Origin of the sequence: Brachybacterium phenoliresistens (genome assembly GCF_000576425.1) — a bacterium.
In the GTDB taxonomy this organism is placed as follows: domain Bacteria; phylum Actinomycetota; class Actinomycetes; order Actinomycetales; family Dermabacteraceae; genus Brachybacterium; species Brachybacterium phenoliresistens.
In genome coordinates this window covers 44,244-63,291 of sequence record NZ_KK069990.1, presented here as the reverse complement: position 1 = coordinate 63,291, position 19,048 = coordinate 44,244, and the positions used below count along the sequence as shown (strand labels likewise).

The following is a 19,048-nucleotide window of genomic DNA, read 5'->3' as shown; positions in this document are numbered from 1 at the left end:
CCCTCGGGTGCGGGCGCCGAGCGACCTCGGCGCACCCCTCCAGTATCGGCCTCCGGCCCCCGGAGCGCGCCCCGCCGCCCCCGGCCGCGGGGACGCCCACGCCCCGCGGCACGACCCCGGCGGGTCTCGACCCGGCAACGGGGCCCGCCCGATCCCCGCCGGCGCGGGGCGGGCCCCTATCCTGGACGGGACGGCGCGCACCCGGCGCGCCGCAGGGAGGGGGCGCGATGCCCAGGGCAGGACGCGGCGTGGCGCTGGGGATCCCCCGGCCCCGCACGACGGACCCCGCCGCCGTGCGCCTTCCCGACACGGCCGATCGCCCCGCCTCCCCGGCCCTGCTGGACCGCTTCGGCCGGGAGGCGACCGACCTGCGCGTCTCGCTCACCGACTTCTGCAACCTGCGCTGCTCGTACTGCATGCCGGCCTCCGGCCTGACGTTCCTCTCCTCGAAGGACCTCCTCTCCCGCGAGGAGATCGTGCGGATGGTGCGCATCGGCACCGAGCACCTGGGGATCACGCAGGTGCGGCTCACCGGCGGCGAGCCGCTGACCCGGCCAGACCTGCCCGAGATCATCGCAGGGATCTCGGCCCTGCCCTCCGCGCCGGACGTCTCGCTGACCACGAACGCCATCGGCCTCGAGGTGCGCGCCGCGCAGCTGCGCGAGGCCGGGCTGGACCGCATCAACGTCTCCCTGGACTCCGTGGTCTCCGAGACCTTCGAGCGCATCACGCGCCGGCCCCTGCTGCACCGCGTGCTCGAGGGCATCGACGCGGCGCGGGAGGCGGGGCTGACCCCGATCAAGATCAACGCCGTACTGATGCCCGGGGTGAACGACCACGAGCTGCCGGATCTGCTGGACTGGTGCCTGCGGCGGGACCTCCAGCTGCGCGTGATCGAGCAGATGCCGCTGGACGCGGACCACATCTGGGACCGCAGCAGCATGGTCACCGCCCAGGACGTCCACGCCCTGCTCGAGGGGCGCTTCCTGCTCTCCCCCGCCGATGTGGAGCGCGCCGGCGCCCCCGCCGAGCTGTTCGACGTCGCCGATCGTGCCACCGGCGCGCACCGCGGGCGGATGGGCATCATCGCCTCGGTGACCCGGCCTTTCTGCGCCGACTGCCGCCGCACCCGCCTCACGGCCGAGGGGCGCGTGCGCACCTGCCTGTTCTCCCATGAGGAGACGGACCTGCGCGGCGCCCTGCGCTCGGGGGCGTCGGACGAGGCCATCGCCGACATGTGGCGGGCGGTCCAGTGGGGCAAGGCGGCCGGCCACGGCATGGACCGCCCCGACTTCGTCCAGCCCGAGCGGCCGATGAGCGCGATCGGAGGATGAGCGCCATGGAATCCCGTTCCGCCCCGGTCCCGGGTCCCGGGACCGGCGCCTCGCTCCCCGAGATCGAGGTGCACCTGTTCGCCGCGGTCGCCGCGGCCCTGGGCGCCGAGCGGATGCTCCTGCGCGCCGGCACCGTGGACGAGGCGCTCGGGCAGCTGCGCGCCGCGACCGACGCGCCCGGCGCCCGGGTGCTCGACAGCTGCAGCCTGCTGGTGAACTCCGTGGTGTGCCGCGATCGGACGCGGGCGCTCGCCCCGGGCGACCGCGTGGACGTGCTGCCGCCCTTCGCCGGGGGCTGAGCAGGACGAGTCCGGTCCCCTCGCTCCCGGAGACCCCGAGGAGTGCCGGCGTCTCCTGAGCGTGGACGCGGAACGGCCCCCGCGCCGGAGCGCAGGGGCCGTCGCCAGGATGACCGGGGGTCAGCCGTCGAGCTTCGAAGAGCCCTTCACGTAGCCGATCTTCGTCCAGTCCAGCGACTGGAAGCCCTTGGCCCCGAAGTTCGCGAGATCGTCGTTCTGCACGAAGAAGTCGTACGCCTGCCAGAGCGGGACGACGCCCGCGAGCTGCCAGAGCCGGGCATCGGCCTGGTTGATCAGCTCGAGGCGCTTGGCCGGGTCCGTCTCCACGGCGGCCTGGTCGATCAGCGCATCGGTCTCGGCATCGCCGATCTTCCCGAAGTTCTGCTCGCCGTCGGTCTTCCAGATCGAGTCGCCGGAGGAGAGGAAGGGGTTGCCGACCCAGCCGAACAGCGTGACGTCGAAGTCGCCCGGGATGACGTACTTGGAGAACAGGTCTGTCGGCGGGACCTTCTGCACGGTCATGGTGATGCCCACGGCCTTGAGCTGCTCCTGGACCACGGGCACGACGGCCTCGTTGGTCTTCGAGCCGTCGTTGTAGACGTAGGTGATCTCGACGGCCTTGCCGTCCTTCATGGCCTTCATGTCGTCGCCCTCACCCTCGAGGGTGTAGCCGGCGTCGGTGAGGAGCTTCTTGGCGGCCTCGGGGTCGTACGTGCCCAGATCGCCCGAGTTGTCCTGGTAGCCCTCCTGGTTCGTCATCAGGAGGTGGTTGTTCAGCGGCTCCGTGTTGTCCGGGTACGGCATGGTCGCGTTGACGGACAGGAACACCTCGTGGCGATCGATCGCGCGGAACATCGCCTGACGCACGGCCGGGTCGGCCAGCGCGCGCCCCTCGGCGCCGTTCAGGGTGAGGTGGGTCCAGTTCGGCCCGGCGGCCTTGCGCAGCGTGGCCCCGTTGCCGATCAGCGGCTCGACCACGGAGTACGTGGCGGGAACCGTCGTCTCGATGACATCGAGCTGGCCGTTCTGGAACGCCGTCGCGGTCGCGGCCGGGTCCTCGATGGTGGTGAACAGGACCTGGGAGAGGAGGGGCTTGTCGCCCCACCAGTTCTCGTCCGGCACCACGAGCACCGTCTTGTTGGCGGCGTCGATCGTGTCGACCTTGTACGGGCCGGCGGTGACCAGCGGCTCGGCGGCCCAGCTCGTGTTGAAGGCGTCAGCGGTCGCGACCAGGGAGTCCGGCATGACGCCCGGCAGGGAGATCCAGTCCGCGTACTTCTCCTTGAAGGTGACCACGGCGATGAGGTCGCTCGCGCCCTGCTCGATCTTCTCGACCTTGTCGTAGCCGGAGGAGGAGGCGATGGCGTAGTCGGGCTTGGAGCCGTTCATCGTCTCGAAGACGTTGGCGATCGACTGGTAGTTGATCGGCGTGCCGTCGGACCAGGTCATGCCCTCGTTGAGCTCGATCTCCATGACCTGCGGGTCCTCGGAGGTGAGCTCGATGCGCTGGGCGTACTGCGGGTTGTGGGTCACCTCGCCGGCAGCGCTGTACTGGATGAGGCTGGGGTACATCGTCGCGAGCATCTCGGACGTGTTCGCCTCGTTGCCGTCGGTGTGGAAGCCGTTCCAGTTGGCCGGGAAGGCGTTGTTCGCCAGGCGCAGCGCGCCGCCCTCGCCGAGCTCGGAGCGGTCCTTCGCGTTGATGTCGTTGGAGTCGGCGGCGATCGGAGCGTCGCCGCCCTCCTCGCCGCCGCCGTCGGAGCCCCCGTTGCCGCCGCCTCCGGTCCCCGGGTCCTGGCTGCAGGCGGCCAGCGCCGTCATCGAGACGGTCAGGGCCGTCGCTCCCAGCATGGATCGACGCGTCAGACGCATATGTTTCTCCTTCATTCGCGCGCACCGATTCGCTCAGCACCGCTTCGTGGTCGAGACCGGGACATGCGGTGTGAAACCTTCTGGGTCAAGCACCGTCCATGCCCGGTGTGACGAGTCTAATGACCGGTCGGTATCCCGGGTGGGATGTCAGCGTTCCTGTTACCGCTTCGCAACACGGCGAGGCCCCGACGCACCGGGGCGCGACCTGCATCGTGGCAGGTCGCGCCCCGGGATCGGTCTCGCTCAGGCGGCCGTGGAGCCGTCCTCCGGGGCCGCCCCCTCGAAGGCCGCCCGGTCCAGCACCATGCGCCGCCGGCTCCGCGCGATCACCGGGTCGGGGATCGGCACGGCGGCGAGGAGCTCCTTGCTGTACTCGTGCTGCGGATCGGAGAACACGTCCTCGGTCGCGCCGATCTCGACGATCCTCCCCTGGCGCATCACGGCGATGCGATCGGAGATGTGGCGGACCACGGACAGGTCGTGCGAGACGAACAGGAAGCTCACGCCGAGCCGGGTCTTGAGGTCCGCCAGCATGGCGAGCACGCCCGCCTGCACCGTCACGTCCAGCGCCGAGGTCGGCTCGTCGAGCACGATCAGCTTCGGGTCGCAGGCCAGTGCCCGGGCGACGCCCACGCGCTGGCGCTGGCCCCCGGAGAACTCGGTGGGATACCGCGCGGCGTGCTCGGGCAGCAGTCCCACGGTCTTGAGCAGCCATTCGACGCGCTCGGCCATGCGCTCGGCGCTGTAGCCCTGCACGCGCATCGGCTCGCGGATGATGTCGCCGATGGGCATCCTCGGGTCCAGGGCCGCCATCGGGTCCTGGAAGACGATGGTGACGTCCGAGCGCAGAGCCTGGCGCTCCTTGCGGGTGAGGGAGCCGGTCTCCTTGCCGCCGATCCGGATCACGCCCTGCTGCGGGGTGCGCAGCTGCATGATCTCCATCAGCGTCGTCGTCTTCCCGCAGCCGGACTCGCCGACCAGGGCCACGCACTCCCCTTCGCGGATGTCGAAGGAGATCCCGTCCACCGCCCGCTGCTCGCCGACCTTCCGGCGCACGAGCGCCCCCTTGGTGATCGGATAGACCCGGTGGAGGTCCTCGACCTCGAGCACGGCGGGGCGCTCCTCCCGCGGGATCGCCGGCTCGGTGGCCTCGACCGCCTCCGCGACCCTGCGCAGGGCGGCGCCGGCGACGCTCGCGGTGCCCTCGGACTCGGCGAGGTCCACCCGCGGCACGGCGGAGAGGAGATCCCGGGTGTACTTCTCCCGGGGCCGGTAGAAGATCTCGTCGACCTCGCCGGTCTCCACCATCCGCGAGTCCTTCATCACCAGGACCCGGTCGGCGAAGCCGGCGACCACGCCCATGTCGTGGGTGATGAGCACCGTCGCGGCCCCCAGCAGCTCCTGGGCCGACTTCAGCAGCTCCATGACCTGCGCCTGGATCGTCACGTCCAGGGCCGTGGTCGGCTCGTCGGCGATGATCAGCTCGGGCTCGTTGGCGATCGCCATGGCGATCATGGCCCGCTGGCGCATGCCGCCGGAGAACTCGTGCGGGTACTGCTTCGCCCGGCGCCCCGGTTCGGGGATCCCGACGGCTTCCAGCAGCTCGACCGCGCGCGCCTGGGCCGCCGCGGCGGACCGCTCCGGATGGTGGATCCGGACCACCTCGGCGATCTGATCGCCGACGCGGTAGACCGGGGTCAGCGCGGACAGCGGGTCCTGGAACACCATCGAGATCGTGTTCCCGCGCAGCTCGGAGAGCTGCTTGTCGTCGAGCGTGAAGATCTTGCGGCCCATCAGCTCGATCTCGCCGCTGATGCTCGCGGTGGCCGGGAGCAGGCCCATCACCGCGAGGGAGCTGACGGACTTGCCGGACCCGGATTCGCCGACGATCGCGAGGGCCTCGCCCTTGTGGACCTCGTAGCTGAGGTTCTGCACGGCGCGGACGGTGCCGTGCTCGGAGGGGAAGGTGACGGTGAGATCGCGGACGGAGAGGATCGTGTCGGACATCTGCTCCCCCTTTCTACAGCCGGCTCGCGCCGCTGGTCGGGTCGAGGGCGTCGCGCAGCGCCTCGCCCATGAGGTTGATGGAGATGACGAGGGCGGCCAGCACCGCGGCCGGCGGGATCCAGGTGTACGGCGCCGAGATGTTGTAGTCCTGCAGCACGGTGCCCAGGGAGACCTGCGGGTACTGGATGCCGAAGCCGATGAAGGACAGGCCGGTCTCGCCGAGGATCGCACCGCTGACGCCGAGGGTGGTGTCGATGATGATCCAGCTGGCGATGTTGGGCAGGATGTGCCGGGTCATGGTGACGACGGGGTGCACCCCCATGAACTTCGCCGCCTCGACGTACTCGGTGCGCACGAGCTGCTGCGTCATCGCGCGCAGCACGCGGGCGGTGAGCATCCAGGCGAACAGGGCGAGCAGCGGGATCATCCACAGCCAGGAACGCTGCTGGAGCACGGGGCTGAACAGCATCAGCAGCAGCAGCGAAGGGATCACCAGGAACAGGTTGATGAGGTTGACCAGCGCGCCGTCGGCGAGCGCGCCCCAGCGGCCCTTGCTGCTCACGAAGCCGGCGACGATGCCGACCACCACCGAGAGGAAGGACGTCAGCACGGCGGTCCCCAGACCGATCACCAGCGAGATCCGCAGGCCCTGCATGGTGCGCGCGAAGATGTCCAGGCCTCGCTCGTTGACGCCGAACCAGTGGTAGGCCGAAGGTCCGCTGAGCGCGTTGCGCAGGTCCCGTTCGAAGGGACCGTACTGGTAGAACATCGGCGCGAAGATCGCCAGCAGCACGAGGAGCGCGAAGACGACCATGCCGATCTGGGCGCTGCGGTTGCGCAGGAAGCGGCGGCGCAGCAGCTCGCTGCGCCCCATGGACTCGATCGCCCGGGCGTCGCCCTGGGGCAGGTCCTGCTCGGAGAGCGACGGGTCGTTCAGGACGCTCGCGATGACGGGATTCTCGGCCGGGTCGGAGTGCGCCTGCAGCTGGGCGGCCTCGTCGGTGCCGCGCATGTCGGAAGGATTCGTCATGGGGTCACCGGATCCTCGGGTCGAGCACACCCTGCAGGAAGTCTGCGAAGGTCGCGGAGAGCAGGGTCAGGATCGCCGTGTACAGCACGACGCCCGCGGTCCCGTTGACGTCGGCCATGCCGATGGAGGACACGGCGAAGCGGCCGATGCCCTGCCAGTTGAACATGAGCTCGACGAACAGGGACCCGGTGAAGGCCGCCCCCACCGCGAAGGCGAAGTACTGGCCCATCGGGATCAGGGCCATCCGCAGACCGTGCTTGGTCATCGCCCGGCCGCGGGTGAGCCCCTTGGCGCGGGCGGTGCGCAGGTAGTCGCTGCCCAGCACGTCGAGGGTCGTGACCTTCATGTACCGCGAGTAGGACGCGGCGGCGAAGAGCGCCAGCACGATGGTGGGCATCACCAGCGCCTTGATCTGGTAGCTGATGGACTCCCAGGAGCCGGGCGCCAGCAGGGGGTTGATCGGGTTGATCGCCGGCAGTCCCCAGCCGGTGAGGTCCATGACGCCCTGGTTCGTCTGCTGCACGATGAGGATGACGACGGGGGTCGGCAGGGACAGCAGCACGAAGGCGAGGAAGGTGGAGACGCGGTCGCCGATCGAGTTCCGGCGCACGGCCGAGACCATGCCCACCAGCACGCCGAGCACGGTGCCGATGACGGTTCCCAGCACCACCAGGCGGAGGCTGATCGGGATCCTGGTGGCCAGCTCCTGCACCACGGGCACCATCGACTTGTTGGTCCCGGTGGTCACGCCGAGGTCCCCGCGGATCAGCCCGCCCAGCCACGTCGCGTAGCGCTCGAACAGCGGGGTGTCCGGGTTGACGTTGCGGACGTCGAGGTACATCTGGGCCGTCGCCGGCGGGATCGGCTGCGTCGCGATCGGCGGGTAGAGCACCTCCTCGGGATGCATCAGCGAGGCCGCCAGCAGGTAGGCGAAGCTCGTGGCGACGAACGCCAGGATCACGTAGGTCAGCAATCGGAGCGAGACGAACCTAATCACGTCGTCTCCCCACCAGGCTGTGCATCATCGCGAAGTGTTCCTTTCCGTACCCAGGGTGCCGCTCGTCGACCGGGCCCCGCTCGGGACCGGGGGCGACCGCGCCGGGCCCGCAGGCTCCGGCCGCTGTGCCGGGTCGAGCTCGAGGTCCGAGCTGTCGCGACGCAGGAGGGTCAGGAACCGGTCCGTTCCGGACGGTTCCGTCGGTCACCATAACGCTTTGCAGTCGTCCAGAGTGCCGCACATCGGAGGTCTCCCCCGTGCCCGGGGGCTGGTTATGCTCGAATCGTGACCTTCTGGCATCTGATCCTCCTGGTCGTCGGCATCCTCGCCGCGATCGCGTCCGCCGATGCCCTCCGCCACCGCGGCATCGGCGTCTGGCCTGTGGGGATCCTGGCCCTCGCCCTGGTCTTCCTGGCGGGCTGGACCTACAGCGCGTGGCTCTCGGCGCTGAGCCTCGGAGCCGCCGCCGGCGTGGGGATCGTGCTGGTCGCGACGATGGTCCGCGGCATCTCGCTCCGACGCCGGGACCGGCGCGCCGCCCGGGCGGCGCAGGACGAGGCGCTTCGCCGGCGCCTCGAGGACCGCTCTCCCGGCTGACCCGATCGCTGACCCCGCCCCGGGCGCCCGGGCGCATCACCGAGCGCTCACGCCCCCAGCCGGACCACCGGCACCGCCGCCCCCTCCTCCGCCTCCTGCCCGGGCGCGAGCTCCAGCAGCACCAGGGCATCGGCGCGGGCGAAGGGCGCGAGCCGGCGTCCCGGCAGCAGCAGCGCCCGCGGGGCCCCGTGACCGGCGTCGTCGTGCTCCTCGAGGACGGCCGGCAGCGCGTGCAGCCGCGTCTGCGCGGCGCCGCCGCTCCCCCGCCGGCCGGGCTGCGGGCGGGCGGCCTCGGGGATCGGACCGAGCACGCCCTGCGTGATCTCCCCGGCGCCGAGCAGCGGGCGCACGAAGAGATGGAACCCGACCAGGGCGCCGACGGGCGTCCCGGGCAGGTGGACGAGCGGGGCGAGGGAGCCGTCGGCGCGGGCGAGCGTCCCCCGGCCCTGCGGCCCGCCGGGGCGCAGGGCGAGGTGGGCGAAGCGGGAGCCGCCCGTGCCGCCCTCCCCGAGCACCGCCTTGACCACGTCGAAGGCGCCGTGGCCGATGCCGCCCGTGGTGAGCACGAGATCCGCCTCCTCGGCGGCCTCGCGCAGGGATCGGAGGAACGGCGCGGGCGCGTCGGAGCAGCGTCGCGGCAGGGCCCGGGCGCCGAGCTCCGCCAGGGCCGCGGCGAGCATGACGCCGTTGGAGTCGCGGACGGCGCCATCGGCCTGCCCGGCGGCGATGTCGTGTCCGGGCAGGACCTCGTCGCCCGTCACCAGCACGGCCACCCGAGGGCCGTCCGCCCGCGTCCGGGAGGGCAGCCCCGGCGCCAGGGGCAGGCGGCCCAGCCCGAGCATCGCGGCCACGGCCACCAGGCCGGGCGTCACCTCCTGCCTGGCGGGGGCGATCACCGCGCCGCGGGGGATCTCCTCGCCGGGGCGGCGCACGTGCCGCCCGGGGCGCAGCTGCGGGACGGGGCCGATCCTCACCTTTGCGGGCGCCGCACCCGCCCGGGCGGCGTCGGTGCGCTCGACCTCGATCACGGCGTCCGCACCGGTGGGGACGGGGGCGCCGGTCATGATGCGCGCGGCCGTGCCCGGCGACAGGCGCCGCGCGCCGCCGGGGGCGGCGGGGATGTCGGCGAGGACGGGCAGCACGGTGGGGCCGGCGGGGTCGACGTCGGCCGCCCGCACGGCGAAGCCGTCCATCGCGGAGACCGGCAGGGCCGGCACGTCCTCGGGGGCGCGGAGGTCCTCGGCCAGGCGCCCGCCGAGGGCGGACAGCAGGGAGGCCGTGCCCGCCTCGGGCCGGGCCTCGCCCGCATCCTGGGGACGGCGCGCGGCGCCCGTCCGCCCGCCGCCTGCCGTGAGCAGCGGGCCCAGCTGCTCGGCGAGCTCCTGGCGCCACGACCAGGGATCCGGATGCTCCACCACGTTCGCGTCCTCCTGACCTCGTCGCGCGCCGGCCGACACGCCGCACCGCCCCGATGATCCCATCGGTGGGACAGAATCGAGGCATGCGAGAGATCATCATCGACACCTTCGGCACCCCGGACGTCCTCCAGCTGCGCGAGAGCGCGCCTCCTGCTGCGGGGCCCGGGGACGTGCTGGTGTCGGTGGCGTTCGCCGGGCTGAACCCGATCGACTACAAGATGCGCGACGGCAGCTCCGGCCAGGCGAAGAACCTCGAGCTGCCCGCCGTGCTGGGCCGGGAGATGTCCGGGCACGTGATCGGCGCGGCCGACGACGTGGACCTCGAGGCCCTGGGCATGCCGGTGGGCTCCCCCGTCTTCGGGGTGAGGACCCTCGGCGACATGCGCGGCGCCTACGCCGAGACCGTCGCCTTCTCCGCCCACGACCTGTGCCCCGTCCCCGGCGCCGAGCCTGACCTGCGCGCCTACGCCGGCCTGGCGCTGGCCGGCACCACCGCGCAGACGGCCCTCGAGGACGACGCCCGCCTGCGCCCCGGGGAGACCCTGCTGGTCCACGGCGGCACCGGCGGGGTGGGCCAGCTGCTGATCCCCCTGGCCCTGCAGGCCGGGGCCGCCCGGGTGCTGGCCACCGGCCGCGCCGAGAACGCGGAGCGGATCCGCGAGCTGGGCGGGGAGCCGATCGCCTACGACGAGGAGGACTGGGCCGAGCGGGTGCTGTCCGAGACCCGCGGCCGCGGGGTCGACGTCGTCATCGACCTGCACTACTTCACGACCTTCCTGCCCAGCCTGGACGTGATCGCCGAGGGCGGCCGGATCGTCGCGGTGCCGAGCCTGGCCGACCTCGCCCCGGCCCGCGAGCGCGGCATCCGCGCGAGCGTGACCCGCATGTCCCCCTCCCGCGGCCGGCTGCAGCAGCTGGCGCAGGGGCACGCGAGCGGGCTGCTGCCGCTCGAGGTCGCCGCGGTGCTGCCCCTGGCGGAGGCGGGCCGCGGCCACGAGGTCCTCGAGAGCGGCCACGCCCGGGGGAAGATCGTGCTGGAGACCCACGCCTGAGCGATCCGGAGGGCGTCCGGCCCCGTCGGGACAGCGGATTCCGATAGTCTCGTGCGCATGGATCCGTCGACGCCGCATTCCTCCGCCTCCGCGGATCCCGCCCCCGACCCGCTGGTCGCCGAGCTCGAGCAGGTGCTGCAGCCGGCCGGCTGGGATCTGCTGAACTCCCTGCCCCCGTACGAGGAGAGCGGCGCGCTCGCCCTCGGCGCGCGGCTGCGCGGCGCCGGCCATGCGCCCGAGCTCGTCGCCGCCGCGCTCACCCAGTCGCGGCTGCGCGCCCGCGCGGCGGACAAGTTCGGGGAGTTCGCCGCGACGATGCTGTTCACCCCGCACGGTCTGGAGCAGGCGACCCGGCTGCCCGTGGCGGCGCTGCACGCCCGCCGCTTCCGGGACGCCGGGGTCGCGTCGGTCGCGGACCTCGGCTGCGGCATCGGCGGGGACGCCATGGCCAACGCCGCCCTGGGCACCGAGGTGCTGGCCGTGGACCGCGACGCCGCCACCGTCGCCGTCGCGACCGTGAACCTGCGCCCCTTCCCCACCGCGAGCGTCCGCCTGGGCCGTGCGGAGGACCACGACCCCTCGGCCACCGAGGGCATCTGGCTGGATCCCGCCCGGCGTGCCCCGGCCCGCGGCCGCACCCGCCGCCTGCACGACCCGGAGGAGTACGAGCCGCCGCTGTCGACGGTCCACGACCTCGCCCGCCGCATCGGCCGCGACGGCCAGGCCGGCCCGCTGGGCGCCAAGCTGGGCCCCGGCATCGACCATGCGGCGCTGCCGGAGGGGACGGAGACGCAGTGGCTGTCCTGGCACGGCCAGGTCCTCGAGGCCACCTGCTGGTTCGGTCCGCTCGCGGCCGACGGGGTGCGCCGCAGCGCCCTGGTGATCGGCCGCGACGGCGCCCATGCGCTGCGCGAGCGCACCGGCGAGGAGGTCCCCGACCCGGACTCCGGCCCCGTGGGCGCGCACCTGTACGAGCCGGACGGCGCGGTGATCCGCGCGGGCCTCATCGGCCAGGTCGCCGCGGGGATGGACGCCCGCACCCTGGACCCGAGCATCGCCTATCTCACCGCCGACCAGCGCATCCGCTCCCCGTTCCTGCAGGGCTACGCGGTGCGGGACGTGTTCGGCTTCTCCCTCAAGCGCCTCGCCGCCTACCTGCGCGAGCATCGCATCGGCGTGCTCGAGATCAAGAAGCGCGGGACCGCGATCACGCCGGAGGAGCTGCGGCGCAGCCTGCGGCCGCGCCGCTTCGGCGACGAGAAGGCGACCCTGATCCTCACCCGCATCGCCGGGGAGCAGTCGGTGATCGTCGCCTCCCCGCACACGGAGCAGGCAGAGCACACGGAGCAGACGGAGCACACGGACGGGGACGGTCCCGCATGAGCCGGGAGGGGGTCCGGGGGGACGGCGCCGAGCAGGCGGACGGCGCGGCACGGCGATGGAGCATCGGCCCGTGGGCCCTGCTCGTGCTGGCCCTGGGGACGCTGTGCCTGGTGCTGGCGGGCCTCGCCTCCACCCGCAGCGACGAGCCGCTGGCCTCGTTCGAGCCGGCGGCACCCACCTCCTCGCGGGAGCTCACCGTGCAGGACCCGGGGCCCGACGAGCCCGAGTGGGCCACGCGGGATGTCACCCCGCCGCCGGTGCGGGAGGGCGTGCGCGAGGCGATGGACCTGATCGGTCTGGTCCTGGGCGTGCTCGCAGGGCTGGTCGTGCTGGTGCTGGTCGTCTGGATCGCCCAGCGCGTGATCGCGCTGGGCCGCCGGGAGCGGCGCTCCGAGGCCGCGGCCGAGGCCGAGCCCGAGGAGCTCACCGCCCAGCAGGCCGCGACCGCGCTGGACGAGGCCGTCGTCCAGCTCACCCGTGCCCGCCGGCCCGGCGATGCGGTGATCGCCGCGTGGCTCGCCCTCGAGCAGGCGATCGCCGAGGCGGGGATCCGCCGCGGCGGATCCCAGACCACCCGCGAGTTCGTCCTCGCGGTGCTCGGGGCCCTGTCCCTCCCCCGGGAGGATCTCGAGGACTTCGCCCGGCTGTACGGCCGGGCGCTGTTCTCCGGCACCCCCATCACCGAGGCGGACCGGGAGCGGGCGATCGCCCTGCTCACCTGGCTGTCCGCGGATCTGCGCTCCCAGACGGGCACCGGCGCATGAGGGCCGCGCTGCGCGACCGCGGGCCCGTCGGCGAGCTGGTGATCCTGGTCCGCGACACCGGGATCGCCCTGGCGGTCGCCCTGGTCGTGATGCTGGTGCTGGCCCTCGCCGGCGCCCACCTCGACCCGGTGCTGCCGGTGTCCCTGGCCCTCGCCGTCGCCGCCTGCTCCTGGTTCCTGCGCCGCGGGATCGCCCGCGCGGACGCATCGGCCGCGCCGCCCCTGGACACCGACCCCGACGCCGCCCGCCTCGACGGACGCGATCTGCGGGTGCGGCGCCTGGAGGCCGCCGCCTATTCCGCGCAGCCGGCCCGGAAGATCACCGCCCGCGCCATCGGGCAGGCCCTCGGGGAGATCGCCGCCGAGCGCGAGCATCGCGAGGACGCCCCGCCGCTGTCCGAGCCGCTGCGCCGTCTGATCGCGGAGTCCGCCCACGAGGACCACGACGCCCACCCGGTGGCCCCCATCGACCGCGCCACCCTGCACCGCTACCTCCGCGAGCTGGCCGTCGCGCCCCCTGCACCGATCGCCGCCCCCACCGGGCGGACCCCGCATCCCGCCCCGACCCCGACCGAGGAGTCCCGTCCATGACCGCCAGCCCCGAGCGCACCGCCTCCGACCCCGCCCCGGAGCCCGTCGCCCCGCAGCCCGAGACCCCCGAGGAGGCCTTCGCCTCCGCCGGCGCCGTCCTGGACGCCGTCGAGCAGGCCGTGGTCGGCAAGCGGGAGGCCCTCGAGCTGGTGCTCGCCGGCATCCTCGCCGGCGGCCACGTGCTCCTCGAGGACCTGCCCGGCCTCGGCAAGACCCTCGCGGCCCGCTCCTTCGCGCAGGCCCTGGGCCTGCCCTTCACCCGCGCCCAGTTCACGCCGGACCTGCTGCCGGCCGATCTCACCGGCGCGGAGGTCTTCGACCAGCGCACGGGCGAGTTCGCCTTCCGGCCCGGCCCCGTGTTCACCGGCCTGCTGCTGGCCGACGAGATCAACCGCACGCCCCCGAAGACGCAGTCCGCGCTGCTCGAGGCGATGCAGGAGCGGCAGGTCACCGTCGAGGGCACGACCCGCCCGCTGCCGCGGCCCTTCCATGTGCTGGCCACCGCCAATCCCGTCGAGCACGAGGGCACCTACCCGCTGCCCGAGGCGCAGCTGGACCGCTTCCTGCTGCGGCTGTCCTTCGGATACCCCAGCGCCCAGCAGGAGTGGGACGTGCTCTCGCGCCGGCTGCGCCGCGGCACCGAGGAGCAGTCCGTCCCGCAGGTCATCGACGCCGCCGGCCTGCTCGCGGTCCAGGAGGCCGTGGAGCGGGTCCACGTCGAGGACGAGGTCGGCGCGTACGCCGTCGAGCTGGTCCGCGCCACCCGCCGCCACCCCCACGCGCTGGTGGGAGCCTCCCCCCGCGGGACCCTCGCGCTGATCGTCTGCGCGCGGGCGCTCGCGGTGATCCGCGGCCGCGGCTTCGTGCTGCCCGAGGATGTCAAGGACCTCGCCCACGCCGCCCTGGACCACCGCGTCACCATCAAGCCGGAGCTGTGGCTGCAGAACGCCAGCAGCCACGCCGTGGTCGCGGCGGTCCTCACGGAGGTCGAGGTCCCCGTCGCGCAGCCCGCCGGCGCGGTGCCGGCGCCGTGAGCGGGAGCGCGCAGCCCCGCGTCCCGTCCGGCGGGGTCCGCACCCCGGCCGGGCCGCCGCTGCGGCTGCGCCCCACCCCCGCCCACACCCGCGCCGTCGTCGCCGGCGGCGGCGCCGGGGCCATCGCCGTGCTCGCCGGCCGGCCGGACCTGCTGGTGGTCGTGCTGCCGCTGCTGGTGTGGGCGCTGCTCGCGCACGCCGCCCTCCTGCTGCGCGCCGGCGCCCCCGGGCCGATGGCGGAGCCCGCCCCGGTGCTGCGCCTGGGCACGGACCGCCTCCCCGAGGGCGGCACGGTCCGCGCGAGCGTCCACGTCGCCCCGGGTACGGTGGCCGGCGTGGTGCTGCCCCCGCGCGCGCACGCCTACACCACGCCCCGCTACGCGACCGCGGCCGATGCGGACGCCGTCTCCCTCTCCCTGACCGTGCGGCGCTGGGGCAACTACCGCATCGGCCCCGTGCACGTGCAGGTGGCCGACGCCGCCGGCGCCTTCCGCGCCCAGAGCGTGCTGGGGCCCCTGGACCTGCAGGTCACCCCCGACTCCCCGATCCTCGAGGCGCCCGTGGACGTGCCCTCGGTGATCGGCATCAGCGGCGCGCACATCTCCCGCCGCCGCGGCCCCGGCACGGCCCTGGCCGATGTGCGTCCGTTCCAGGCCGGCGACCGCCTGCACCGCATCAACTGGCGCGTCACCTCCCGCACGGGCACCATGCACACCAACGCCACCTTCTCCGAGCAGGACACCGACGTCCTCCTGGTCACCGACACCCTGGTGGACATTCCGCCGCTGCCCTCGGCCCCGCCGGAGTCCCCCTCCAGCCTGGACGTGACCGTCCGGGCCTCCGCGGCGGTCGCCCGCCACTACCTCGCCGCCGGGGACCGGGTCGCCCTGCACGACCTCGGCCATCTCATCGGCCCCGTGCGCGCCGGCACCGGGCCCCGCCAGCTGCGGGTGCTCACCGACGCGCTCTCCCGCGCCACCCGGGAGATCGGCAGCGGCCGGGCGGTGCGGCTGCGCACCGTGCGCACCGGCACCCTCACCGTGGTGTTCTCGCCCCTGCTCAGCGAGCCGGTGATCGCCCAGGTCGGCGACCTCGTCGCCCAGGGGGCCGATGTGATCGTCGTGGACCCCCTGCCGCTGTCCGTCGGCGACGCCTCGGCGCTGCACGGCCGGCCCGAGCGCCGCCCCGACGGCCGGGCCTCGGACCGGTTCTGGGCCGAGGCCTGGGTGATGCGGCGCCTGCTGCGCGAGCAGATCGTGCGGGAGCTGCGCGAGCGCGGCGTGCCGGTGACGGCGTGGGAGGGGCCCGCGTCCCTGGCGCCGGTGGTCCTGTCCCTCATGGCGGCGGGCTCCGCCCCGCGGATCCGGAGGTCCTGATGAGATCGCTCGTCGAGGGCGTCGCGCAGGCCATCGCGGACCTGCGCATCGTGGACCCGAGCCAGTGGGCGCTGCGCCTGGGCGCGCTCGCGGCGCTGCTGCTGGCTGCGGCGCTGGTGACCGGCATGGCTCCCTTCGGCTCGCCGCAGGCGGTGCTGCTGACCCTGGTCGTCCTCCTGCTGGGACTGCTGCAGACGGCGCGGCCCGACGCCGATGCGGGACTGGTCGCCTTCTGCGTGCTGGTGATCGCCGTGGTGATCGCCGGACCGCTCGGGGCCGGGGCCACGCTGGCCCTGGCGGCGCTGCTGATGGTGTCCCACGCCCTGTGGGCGCTGGCGGCCTCGGTCCCCGCCCACGGGGTGGTGCGGCGCGGCGCGCTGGCGGCGACGGTGCGGCGGGCGCTGCCGGCGCTGGGCATCGGCCTGGTGGCCGGGGCGGGGCTGCTGGCCCTCGCCGGCGCCGGCGCGGCGGTCCCGGCCTGGCTGATGATCCCGGGCGTCGTCGCGGTGGTCGTGCTGCTGGTGCTGCTGCTGCCGCGGGACGGGGCGCCGCCCGCCCCGCGGGACCCGACCGCCCCGCGGGATCCGGCCGCCTGATCCCGCCCGGCGCGATGCGCGACACCTTCTCCCCCACGGCGCCCCGCACAGGTCTAGCGTGAGGACCATGTGGCAGATGATGGATCTCCTGTACGGGCACAAGAAGCAGATGGTCACGCGCGAGGAGGCGCTGCCGGGCCGCGACGCGTCCCCGTACCCCCTGCTGCGCGAGCACCTCGTGCTGGGCACCGACATGCTGGGCCCCGACGCCCCCGTCGACCCCCGTCCCTGGCCCGCCGACGCGGAGGAGATCATCCTGGCCGGCGGCTGCTTCTGGGGCATCGAGCGGATCGCCTGGCAGATCCCCGGGGTGCACACGACCTCCGCCGGCTACGCCGGAGGCTTCACGGCCCACCCCACCTACGAGGAGGTCTTCTCCGCGAGGACCGGGCACGCCGAGGCCGTGCGGGTGATCTACCGCGGCGCCGACCAGGACGCGCGCGACGCCGTGCTGCGCGCCCTGCTCACCGAGTTCTGGCAGCAGCACGACCCGACCACCGCCATGCGCCAGGGCAACGACGTCGGCACCGAGTACCGCAGCGCCGTCTACTGGACGACCGCGCACCAGGGGGAGATCGTCACCGCCTCGGCCCGCAGCTACCAGCAGGCGCTGGACGCCGCAGGCCGCGGCGCCATCACCACCGAGCTCGCGGCGCTGGCCGACGCCGGGGACGGCGTCTACTACACGGCCGAGCCCGAGCACCAGCAGTACCTCGCCAAGAACCCCGGCGGCTACTGCAACCACGGCTTCAACGGGGTCGCCTGCTCGATCTCCTGATCGGAGGCCGGGGCGGCCCGCCCTGCGCACCGGCCGGACCGGGCCGATGCGCCTATCCGGGCCGATGCGCCCCGCCGGGCCGTGCGCCAGTACCCTCGAGTCCATGAGCGCGGCCGTGAGCACCGAAGGCGCCGGGGTCCCCGGCATCCGCCCCGGGAACGCATCCCCGGCCCCTGCCCCGGAGGCGGTGCGCGGGGGCGTGCCGCTCGCGATCGCCGCCGCCGCGACCGCCGTCTACGGCCTGCTCGGCGTGCAGCAGTGGCGCAGCTTCGCCTCCCGCTCCTGGGACCTGGGCATCTTCTCCGAGCTCGCGAAGGCATACTCCGAGCTGCGCGCCCCCATCGTCCCCATCAAGGGCGACGGCGTGAACCTGCTCGGCGACCACTTCCACCCGCTGCTCGTGCTGCTGGGCCCGGTGTGGGCGGTCTGGCCCTCGGGGCTGGCGCTGCTGTGGACGCAGGCGCTGCTGTTCGGTCTCAGCGCGATCCCGCTGACCCGCCTGGCGATCGACCGCCTCGGCCCCGGGCTCGGCACGCTCGCCGGCCTGGCCTACGCCTTCTCCTTCGGCCTGCAGTCCGCGGCCGATGTCCAGTTCCACGAGATCGCCTTCGCCGTCCCGCTGATGGCGTTCTCCCTCACCGCTCTGCTGCGCGGACGGATCGTGCCGGCCCTCGTCCTCGCGGCGCTGCTCGTGTTCGTCAAGGAGGACCTGGGCCTGACGGTCGCGGTGCTCGGCGCGGTCGTCGCCCTGAGGCGGCGCGAGCATCGCGTCCACGGCGCGGTGCTCGCCGCGTGGGGGCTGGGCTGGTTCGTGCTGTCGACCTTCGTGATCCTGCCGCTGCTGAACACGGCAGGGCAGTACGACTACACCGGCAACCTCGGCTCGCCGCTGGACGTGTTCTTCCCCGCCGACAAATGGATGACGGTGGGGATGCTGCTGCTGGCCGCCGGTGTGGTCGGGGCCCGCTCGCCGCTGATCTGGCTGATGCTGCCGACCCTGGCCTGGCGGTTCACCGGAACCGTCGAGTTCTACTGGACCTGGTACTGGCACTACAACGCGATCCTGGTTCCGATCGCCCTCGCGGCCCTGCTCGATGCCCTGGGCGACCGCCGCACCGGCCGCGCGACCGCCTGGCTCACGGCCGATGCGCCCCGCCCCGGCGGCCTCGTGCGCACCACGGCCGTCGCCGCAACCGCGGCCGTCACCCTCGTGCTGGGCTCCCAGATGCCGATCGCCGCCCTGGCCCGCCCCGACGCCCTCGCCCACAGCCCCCGCTGGGACGCCGCCCAGGCCGCTGTCGCGGCGATCCCCGACGGCACGGTCGTCGCCTCCGACATCACGCTCATGGCCTACCTGGTGCCGGACCACGACGTGCAGTGGACCCACGGCCCCAACACGCGGGTGCCCGACTGCGTGCTCGTGGACCAGGCCGCGTTCTCCTGGAGCGGGAACCCGCCCGCCGATCCCGCCCAGTGGGCGGCTGACACCTACCAGGTCGCCTACCAGCCCCTCCTGGACGAGAACGGCTTCCAGGTGTCCTGCCGCACCGAGGCCCTCTGACCCGGAAGGCCTCGCGGCGGGAGCACGCCTCGGGCGGGAGCACGCCTCGGGCGGGACCGCGCCTCGACCTCGGAACGTCGCAGGTCCGCGAAGGCTCCTCTCGGCACGGGGAGCCGGGGTGTCCCGCTCTGCGCACTCTGCTCGACTGATCACTTCGGCCCCGGAAGACGCCCGCGAAGGGCATGCGATCGATCAGTCGCCCCGAGGCTCCGGCATGGGAATCCTCCCGCACGACGGGGATCGTTCGGGGACGGAACTCGGGAGGCCGGCGACCTCATCGATCCGGGGAGACCGGCGACCCCGATCTCGCAGGTCCTGGTCCGGCCACCTCCTGCGTCGGCGACCGCTGCGTCAGGGCGA

17 protein-coding genes are annotated in these 19,048 nt (G+C 73.9%); 12 read left to right on the top strand and 5 right to left on the bottom strand.

Features of this window, described 5'->3' with window-relative positions; all coding sequences use genetic code 11:
* Nucleotides 1-227 precede the first annotated feature (227 nt).
* Nucleotides 228-1,334, top strand: coding sequence for a GTP 3',8-cyclase MoaA (moaA, locus tag BF93_RS05555; RefSeq protein ID WP_084148299.1), 1,107 nt, complete (start codon nucleotides 228-230; stop codon nucleotides 1,332-1,334).
* Between the two features lie 5 nt (nucleotides 1,335-1,339).
* Nucleotides 1,340-1,633 (top strand): MoaD/ThiS family protein, encoded by a 294-nt coding sequence (locus tag BF93_RS05550; protein ID WP_051486582.1) that lies wholly within the window; start codon nucleotides 1,340-1,342, stop codon nucleotides 1,631-1,633.
* A gap of 120 nt (nucleotides 1,634-1,753) precedes the next feature.
* On the opposite strand, the gene BF93_RS05545 is transcribed toward BF93_RS05550, so the two are convergent.
* From BF93_RS05545 to BF93_RS05530, 4 genes are all read right to left on the bottom strand, one after another.
* A complete protein-coding gene (locus BF93_RS05545; protein ID WP_038371218.1) occupies nucleotides 1,754-3,505 on the bottom strand; it encodes an ABC transporter family substrate-binding protein in 1,752 nt (583 codons plus the stop codon).
* 243 nt (nucleotides 3,506-3,748) lie between these two features.
* Entirely contained in the window at nucleotides 3,749-5,512 is a 1,764-nt protein-coding gene (locus tag BF93_RS05540; RefSeq protein ID WP_038371217.1) for a dipeptide ABC transporter ATP-binding protein, read from the bottom strand.
* A gap of 13 nt (nucleotides 5,513-5,525) precedes the next feature.
* Complete coding sequence (locus BF93_RS05535; protein ID WP_051486581.1) at nucleotides 5,526-6,542, bottom strand: ABC transporter permease; 1,017 nt, start codon at nucleotides 6,540-6,542, stop codon at nucleotides 5,526-5,528.
* A gap of 4 nt (nucleotides 6,543-6,546) precedes the next feature.
* A complete protein-coding gene (locus BF93_RS05530; protein ID WP_038371215.1) occupies nucleotides 6,547-7,539 on the bottom strand; it encodes an ABC transporter permease in 993 nt (330 codons plus the stop codon).
* 285 nt (nucleotides 7,540-7,824) lie between these two features.
* Between BF93_RS05530 and BF93_RS05525 the strand changes: the two genes are divergently transcribed.
* A complete protein-coding gene (locus BF93_RS05525; RefSeq protein ID WP_038371214.1) occupies nucleotides 7,825-8,136 on the top strand; it encodes a hypothetical protein in 312 nt (103 codons plus the stop codon).
* Between the two features lie 47 nt (nucleotides 8,137-8,183).
* On the opposite strand, the gene BF93_RS05520 is transcribed toward BF93_RS05525, so the two are convergent.
* Nucleotides 8,184-9,554, bottom strand: coding sequence for a molybdopterin molybdotransferase MoeA (locus BF93_RS05520; RefSeq protein WP_051486580.1), 1,371 nt, complete (start codon nucleotides 9,552-9,554; stop codon nucleotides 8,184-8,186).
* An 83-nt stretch (nucleotides 9,555-9,637) separates the two neighbouring features.
* Here BF93_RS05520 and BF93_RS05515 point away from each other — a divergent pair, with 83 nt between their 5' ends.
* The 9 genes from BF93_RS05515 (at nucleotide 9,638) to BF93_RS05475 (ending at nucleotide 18,688) form a co-directional block, all read left to right on the top strand.
* Nucleotides 9,638-10,606, top strand: coding sequence for an NADP-dependent oxidoreductase (locus BF93_RS05515; RefSeq protein WP_038371213.1), 969 nt, complete (start codon nucleotides 9,638-9,640; stop codon nucleotides 10,604-10,606).
* Nucleotides 10,607-10,663: 57 nt separating this feature from the next.
* Nucleotides 10,664-11,989, top strand: a complete 1,326-nt coding sequence (locus tag BF93_RS05510) for a class I SAM-dependent methyltransferase (protein ID WP_198025362.1) — start codon at nucleotides 10,664-10,666, stop codon at nucleotides 11,987-11,989.
* Nucleotides 11,986-12,753 carry a DUF4129 domain-containing protein gene (locus tag BF93_RS05505; protein ID WP_038371212.1) on the top strand — a complete coding sequence of 256 codons (768 nt, stop codon included), beginning with the start codon at nucleotides 11,986-11,988 and terminating at the stop codon, nucleotides 12,751-12,753. The genes BF93_RS05510 and BF93_RS05505 overlap by 4 nt, the downstream gene beginning before the upstream one ends.
* Nucleotides 12,750-13,343 (top strand): hypothetical protein, encoded by a 594-nt coding sequence (locus BF93_RS05500; protein ID WP_051486579.1) that lies wholly within the window; start codon nucleotides 12,750-12,752, stop codon nucleotides 13,341-13,343. Before BF93_RS05505 ends, BF93_RS05500 begins: the two co-directional genes overlap by 4 nt.
* Entirely contained in the window at nucleotides 13,340-14,377 is a 1,038-nt protein-coding gene (locus BF93_RS05495) for an AAA family ATPase (protein WP_051486578.1), read from the top strand. Before BF93_RS05500 ends, BF93_RS05495 begins: the two co-directional genes overlap by 4 nt.
* A complete protein-coding gene (locus BF93_RS05490) occupies nucleotides 14,374-15,753 on the top strand; it encodes a DUF58 domain-containing protein (protein WP_232226211.1) in 1,380 nt (459 codons plus the stop codon). Before BF93_RS05495 ends, BF93_RS05490 begins: the two co-directional genes overlap by 4 nt.
* Entirely contained in the window at nucleotides 15,753-16,349 is a 597-nt protein-coding gene (locus tag BF93_RS05485) for a hypothetical protein (RefSeq protein ID WP_038371210.1), read from the top strand. The genes BF93_RS05490 and BF93_RS05485 overlap by 1 nt, the downstream gene beginning before the upstream one ends.
* Nucleotides 16,350-16,416: 67 nt before the next feature.
* On the top strand, nucleotides 16,417-17,127 hold the full coding sequence (gene msrA / locus BF93_RS05480) for a peptide-methionine (S)-S-oxide reductase MsrA (RefSeq protein ID WP_038371208.1): 711 nt from the start codon (nucleotides 16,417-16,419) through the stop codon (nucleotides 17,125-17,127).
* 103 nt (nucleotides 17,128-17,230) lie between these two features.
* Nucleotides 17,231-18,688, top strand: a complete 1,458-nt coding sequence (locus BF93_RS05475) for a DUF2079 domain-containing protein (RefSeq protein WP_084148297.1) — start codon at nucleotides 17,231-17,233, stop codon at nucleotides 18,686-18,688.
* The last annotated feature ends 360 nt before the right edge of the window (nucleotides 18,689-19,048 follow it).

Excerpts from the sequence above, each read along its gene's own strand:
- moaA (WP_084148299.1), top strand. The coding sequence starts at position 228 with ATGCCCAGGGCAGGACGCGGCGTGGCGCTGGGGATCCCCCGGCCCCGC.
- BF93_RS05550 (WP_051486582.1), top strand. The coding sequence starts at position 1,340 with ATGGAATCCCGTTCCGCCCCGGTCCCGGGTCCCGGGACCGGCGCCTCG.
- BF93_RS05545 (WP_038371218.1), bottom strand. The coding sequence starts at position 3,505 with ATGCGTCTGACGCGTCGATCCATGCTGGGAGCGACGGCCCTGACCGTC.
- BF93_RS05540 (WP_038371217.1), bottom strand. The coding sequence starts at position 5,512 with ATGTCCGACACGATCCTCTCCGTCCGCGATCTCACCGTCACCTTCCCC.
- BF93_RS05535 (WP_051486581.1), bottom strand. The coding sequence starts at position 6,542 with ATGACGAATCCTTCCGACATGCGCGGCACCGACGAGGCCGCCCAGCTG.
- BF93_RS05515 (WP_038371213.1), top strand. The coding sequence starts at position 9,638 with ATGCGAGAGATCATCATCGACACCTTCGGCACCCCGGACGTCCTCCAG.
- BF93_RS05510 (WP_198025362.1), top strand. The coding sequence starts at position 10,664 with ATGGATCCGTCGACGCCGCATTCCTCCGCCTCCGCGGATCCCGCCCCC.
- BF93_RS05505 (WP_038371212.1), top strand. The coding sequence starts at position 11,986 with ATGAGCCGGGAGGGGGTCCGGGGGGACGGCGCCGAGCAGGCGGACGGC.
- BF93_RS05500 (WP_051486579.1), top strand. The coding sequence starts at position 12,750 with ATGAGGGCCGCGCTGCGCGACCGCGGGCCCGTCGGCGAGCTGGTGATC.
- BF93_RS05495 (WP_051486578.1), top strand. The coding sequence starts at position 13,340 with ATGACCGCCAGCCCCGAGCGCACCGCCTCCGACCCCGCCCCGGAGCCC.
- BF93_RS05485 (WP_038371210.1), top strand. The coding sequence starts at position 15,753 with ATGAGATCGCTCGTCGAGGGCGTCGCGCAGGCCATCGCGGACCTGCGC.
- msrA (WP_038371208.1), top strand. The coding sequence starts at position 16,417 with ATGTGGCAGATGATGGATCTCCTGTACGGGCACAAGAAGCAGATGGTC.
- BF93_RS05475 (WP_084148297.1), top strand. The coding sequence starts at position 17,231 with ATGAGCGCGGCCGTGAGCACCGAAGGCGCCGGGGTCCCCGGCATCCGC.